This is a genomic window from Kitasatospora sp. NPDC057198 (genome assembly GCF_042670125.1).
Taxonomy (GTDB): Bacteria; Actinomycetota; Actinomycetes; order Streptomycetales; family Streptomycetaceae; genus Kitasatospora.
The window spans coordinates 1-3,949 of record NZ_JBHUWH010000615.1 but is presented as its reverse complement, the minus strand read 5'-3'; the positions used below and the strand labels follow the sequence as shown (position 1 = coordinate 3,949).

Below are 3,949 nucleotides of genomic sequence, written 5' to 3'. Positions count from 1 at the left end.
CCCCGCCGGGTCAGCCCGCGGCGACCGCGCTGCGCTCCTCGGCCGCGGCCGGGGCGAAGTTCTTGCTGGGCTGCTTGCCCATGCCCGCCATCGACATGGCCTTGCCGACCACGCCGCCGATCAGCACCACGGCGAGGCCCGCGATGACCAGCACGACGTTCGGGATGATCATCGCGACACCCGACACGCAGAAGCCGACGAAAGCAATGACCACGCCGGTCCACGCGGCGGGGGTGTGGCCGTGCGCTGCTGCAGCCATCTTGTTGGTGCTCCTTGTTTCTCCGGGGCCCGGTCGGGCGGTCCTGGGCGGCGCTCGACGGGTTGACCCCTCCATTGTGCCGGGCCGAACACGGCAGCCCCAAGCCGGGGCGGCCGTGGTGCCGAGCACACTCGCCCGCCGGTCTCAGCCGGTCGGGTCCTCGCCCCGGTCCAGCGCCTTCCACAGGTCGGACGGGCTGTCCGCCCGCGCCGGGGCCTTCCGGGTCGGCGCCTCGTACCGCGACCCCATGGCCGGCCAGCCGCTGCCGAACCACGCCGTCAACGCCCCCGCCGCCACCAGCAGCACCCCGCCCGCCAGCGCCACCCACGGCCACGCCGTCCGGGTGATCTCCTCGGCCCGGCCGCTGCTCAGCGCCAACTGCCCCGCCGCGACGGCGTGCAGCCCCGCGGTGTCGGTGTACCCGATCACCGCCCCGGCGACCGCCCCCGCCCCCGCCAGCACCGTCAGCACACCCACCAGCACCCGCGTCCGGCCGCGCACCGCGAACACCGCGACCGCCGCCGCCATCGCCACCAGCGCCATCCCGGTCGGCAGCGCGGTCAGCCTGCTCCCGCTCGCACTCACCGCGACCCGGCTGCCCCCCATCCCGAGCGCCACCCCCTCCGCCCAGGTCCGCCCCACCGCCGTCAGCACCAACGCGGCGCCGACCGCGGTCAGCAACAGCATCAGGCCCAGCGTGCCGCGGGCCTTCGCAGCAGGGGAGGCAGCACCGACCGGGGAAGCAGACGTCTCACTCACCCCCCCAGTGTCCCCGACCTCACCCCCGCCCCGACCCCCGCCCCTCCGCCCCGTCCCGAGGAGCCCGGAGCGACGCACCCGGCGCTGCCGGGTCCGGCCCGGCAGCGGGCGCCCGGGTGGACGGGCGGGCGCGGGGCCTCAGCGGAGCGTGTTCGCCGCCGCGACCGCCCTGAGCACCGCCGCCGCCTTGTTGCGGCACTCGGTGTCCTCCGCGTGCGGGTCGGAGTCGGCGACCACGCCCGCGCCCGCCTGGACGTACGCGGTCTCGTCGCGGATCACCGCCGTCCGGATGGCGATCGCCGTGTCGGAGTCGCCCGCGAAGTCCAGGTAGCCCACGCAGCCGCCGTACAGCCCGCGGCGGGTGGGTTCGAGCTCCTCGATGATCTGCATGGCGCGCGGCTTGGGCGCGCCGGAGAGGGTGCCGGCCGGGAAGCAGGCGGTGAGGACGTCGAACGCGCTGCGGCCCTCGGCGACCTTGCCGGTGACGGTGGAGACGATGTGCATGACGTGGCTGTAGCGCTCGACGGTCATGAACTCCACCACCTCGACCGAGCCAGGCGCGCAGACCCGGCCGAGGTCGTTGCGGCCCAGGTCGACCAGCATCAGGTGCTCGGCCCGCTCCTTGGGGTCGGCGAGCAGCTCGGCGGCCAGTTCGGCGTCCTCGTGCGGGGTGGCGCCGCGGTGCCGGGTGCCGGCGATCGGGTGCAGCATGGCCTCGCCGCCGGCCACCTTGACCAGCGCCTCGGGGCTGGAGCCGACCACGTCGAAGCCGCCCTCGGCGCCGCCGTCCGGGCCGGGGAAGCGGAACAGGTACATGTACGGGCTGGGGTTGGTGGTGCGCAGCACGCGGTAGACGTCGAGCGCGGAGGCCGGGCAGGGCGCCTCGAAGCGCTGCGAGGGGACGACCTGGAACGCCTCGCCGGCCCGGATCCGCTCCTTCACCACCTCGACGGCCTTGCGGTACGGCTCGCCGCCGAACGGCGAGTGCGCGTCGACCGCGGTCGGGGTGTACGTGGCCAGGCCGGGGTCGACCGGGCGGCGCAGGTCGGCCTCCATCGCGTCGAGCCGGGCGACGGCGTCCGCGTGCGCCTCCTCGACGCCGGTGGCCAGGTCGTTGTGGTTGACCGCGTTGGCGATCAGCAGCACGGTGCCGTCGGCGTGGTCGAGGACGGCCAGGTCGGTGGCGAGTAGCAGGGTCAGCTCGGGGAGCTTCAGGTCGTCCGGGGTGAGGTTCGGCAGCTTCTCCAGCCGGCGCACCACGTCGTAGCCGAGGTAGCCGACCAGGCCGCCGGTGAGCGGCGGGAGGCCGTCGTCGGGGTGCCGGGGGGTGTGCAGGGCGGCCAGGGTGGCGCGCAGCACCTCCAGCGGGTCGCCGGCGGTGGGGATGCCGACGGGGGGCTCGCCCAGCCAGCGGGCGCCGCCGTCGGCGCCGACGGTGAGGACGGCCCCGGAGCGCACGCCGACGAAGGAGTACCTGGCCCAACTGCGGCCCTGCTCGGCGGACTCCAGCAGGAAGGTGCCGGGCCGCTCGGCGGCGAGGCTGCGGTACACGCCGATCGGGGTGAGGCCGTCCGCCAGGAGCCGGCGGGTGACCGGGATGACCCGGGTGTCGGCGGCGAGCGTGCGGAAAGCCTCAAGTTCCATGGGACACCGATCGGATGAGAAGGGCGGACGGTCGGGGACAGGCTACTCGGCGAGCGGCAGCACGTCGGCGTCGAAGCAGGTCCGGTCGCCGGTGTGGCAGGCCGCGCCGACCTGGTCGACCTTGACCAGCAGGGTGTCCCCGTCGCAGTCCAGGGCGACCTGCTTGACGTGCTGGACGTGGCCCGAGGTGTCGCCCTTCACCCAGTACTCGGCCCGGCTGCGGCTCCAGTACGTGCAGCGGCCGGTGGTCAGGGTGCGGTGCAGCGCCTCGTCGTCCATCCAGCCGAGCATCAGCACCTCGCCGGTGTCGTACTGCTGGGCGACGGCGGGCAGCAGGCCGTCCGGGGTGCGCTTGAGGCGGGCGGCGATCGCCGGGTCCAGTGCGGTGCTGCCGGGGGCGGCGGGAGAGGTCGACATGCCCTCATTCTCGCAGGCCGCCGGAGGCGTCCGGGCCGTTGTCCGGACCGTTGTCCGGGCCATTGTCCGGGGGGTGGTCGAAAACACTTCCCCCACCCGGTAGTTTGATCCCCGCAGAAAACCGAACTGCTTTGGGAAATGGGGGGTTTGTCAAATGAGCGCATATCAGCCGCAGCCGCTTCCGGCGGTTGCCTACGGCGATTACCAGCTCCAGCGAACCGCAGGTCAGTACCTGTATCAGGGCGAGCCGATGATCGGCACGTGGGCCGCCGAATTGGACCGCCTACTGCCGCTCTGGTGGGACCGCGACACCGTTCGCGCCGCCGGTTTCGCCCCTCTCATTTGGACGATGAACTTCTTCAAATCACTCTGGCGCGGACTGTGGCTGTACTTCCTGCCGCGCTGGTTCGTCGACATCTTCGGACCGGACGCGTACGGGCGCCGCCCGTACGGCCTCTCGCTGACCCGGCGGGCCTACCGGGCGATCCGCCGCCCGCTGCACGGCGGCTCCTGGCACGGCCCCGAGGGCTCCACCGCCTGGCTGCTGTGGCGGGCCGTGCGCACCACCGCCGGCGAGAAGCTCAAGGCCGACCACGAGCTGTTCACCATGATGCTCACCGACCGCCGGCTGCTGTTCCTCAGCCGCTGGACCTCCGGCCAGTCCATCTCCGAGTACCAGACCACCCCGCTGATCGAACTGCCCGTCGGCAGCTGGTGGCTGCGCCCGGACACCCCGAACGACCTCTGGGCCCGGCGGCAGGACCTGGTGTTCGCGGACGGCTCCTGGATCGCGCTGGCCTTCGGCAACGACGAGGACCTCAACGCCTTCCGCCTGGTGGCCGGCGGCCGGCGCTGACCGCGGGCCGGCCC

At 73.7% G+C, this 3,949-nt stretch carries 5 protein-coding genes; 1 reads left to right on the top strand and 4 read right to left on the bottom strand.

What is annotated here, in order from left to right; all coding sequences use genetic code 11:
- Positions 1-10: 10 nt before the first annotated feature.
- The 4 genes from ACFUEL_RS36605 to hisI all read right to left on the bottom strand — a co-directional run bounded on the left by ACFUEL_RS36605 (position 11) and on the right by hisI (position 3,079).
- Complete coding sequence (locus tag ACFUEL_RS36605) at positions 11-259, bottom strand: HGxxPAAW family protein (protein ID WP_014135194.1); 249 nt, start codon at positions 257-259, stop codon at positions 11-13.
- Positions 260-403: 144 nt separating this feature from the next.
- Positions 404-946 (bottom strand): TIGR02234 family membrane protein, encoded by a 543-nt coding sequence (locus ACFUEL_RS36600; RefSeq protein WP_380242042.1) that lies wholly within the window; start codon positions 944-946, stop codon positions 404-406.
- 210 nt (positions 947-1,156) lie between these two features.
- The gene (locus tag ACFUEL_RS36595; RefSeq protein WP_380242040.1) at positions 1,157-2,662 is read right to left on the bottom strand and encodes an anthranilate synthase component I; all 1,506 of its coding nucleotides are present in this window, start codon (positions 2,660-2,662) and stop codon (positions 1,157-1,159) included.
- A gap of 42 nt (positions 2,663-2,704) precedes the next feature.
- A complete protein-coding gene (gene hisI, locus ACFUEL_RS36590; protein ID WP_285736486.1) occupies positions 2,705-3,079 on the bottom strand; it encodes a phosphoribosyl-AMP cyclohydrolase in 375 nt (124 codons plus the stop codon).
- 349 nt (positions 3,080-3,428) lie between these two features.
- Between hisI and ACFUEL_RS36585 the strand changes: the two genes are divergently transcribed.
- Positions 3,429-3,935 (top strand): hypothetical protein, encoded by a 507-nt coding sequence (locus ACFUEL_RS36585; protein WP_380242038.1) that lies wholly within the window; start codon positions 3,429-3,431, stop codon positions 3,933-3,935.
- The last annotated feature ends 14 nt before the right edge of the window (positions 3,936-3,949 follow it).

Excerpts from the sequence above, each read along its gene's own strand:
- ACFUEL_RS36600 (WP_380242042.1), bottom strand. The coding sequence starts at position 946 with ATGCTGTTGCTGACCGCGGTCGGCGCCGCGTTGGTGCTGACGGCGGTG.
- ACFUEL_RS36595 (WP_380242040.1), bottom strand. The coding sequence starts at position 2,662 with ATGGAACTTGAGGCTTTCCGCACGCTCGCCGCCGACACCCGGGTCATC.
- hisI (WP_285736486.1), bottom strand. The coding sequence starts at position 3,079 with ATGTCGACCTCTCCCGCCGCCCCCGGCAGCACCGCACTGGACCCGGCG.
- ACFUEL_RS36605 (WP_014135194.1), bottom strand. The coding sequence starts at position 259 with ATGGCTGCAGCAGCGCACGGCCACACCCCCGCCGCGTGGACCGGCGTG.
- ACFUEL_RS36585 (WP_380242038.1), top strand. The coding sequence starts at position 3,429 with ATGAACTTCTTCAAATCACTCTGGCGCGGACTGTGGCTGTACTTCCTG.